Origin of the sequence: Bartonella sp. AA23NXGY (assembly GCF_042197165.1) — a bacterium.
GTDB lineage: Bacteria > Pseudomonadota > Alphaproteobacteria > Rhizobiales > Rhizobiaceae > Bartonella.
Genome location: NZ_JBHIRO010000119.1, coordinates 1 through 515, shown reverse-complemented (window position 1 = coordinate 515; position 515 = coordinate 1). Strand labels below are relative to the sequence as shown.

Sequence of the window (515 nt, the reverse complement as noted above, 5' to 3'; positions counted from 1 at the left end):
GCATGCGCACTGTTGCTGATATCACTGGTGCTAATGCTTCCTGTGGTCAGGCTGTTTTTATCTGCCGGCGCAGTGCTGGCAATAAGCCCCCCAGTTAGGGTCGTTTTGTCTTTAACGTTGATCTTAAAACCGCCATCACCGGCTTTGATGCCTGATTGCTCCACAACACTATGATAATCGCTAGAGGATTTATCCTTGTTCAAGGAAATATTGGTTGTGGCTGCATCATCCTTTTTTCCACCATTAAACCCAATAGAAAAAGAGTCTTGCTTGCTGGAAGTTTGTCCCGTATCACTGCGGCTGGTAATGGCGAAATCACCCCCTACTTCCATTTCTACATGGTCTGCAGAAGCCACGGCGCCTGCCAGTATGGTGTTTCCCTGACTTATGGTATGAAGAGTGCCAGTGCCTATAATATGGCTGTTCTTGTGATGCACTTCCTCACTGGAACCCTTGCCTTTACCAAAAGAAGCATTCCCCATCCACCCTGGACCACCGGTACCATAACTATACCC

At 48.0% G+C, this 515-nt stretch carries 1 protein-coding gene; it reads right to left on the bottom strand.

Going from position 1 to position 515, the window contains the following annotated elements; all coding sequences use genetic code 11:
• Positions 1 to 515, bottom strand: a 515-nt coding sequence (locus tag ACFINY_RS09990) for a hemagglutinin repeat-containing protein (RefSeq protein ID WP_375701089.1), incomplete at both ends; no start/stop codon positions are given.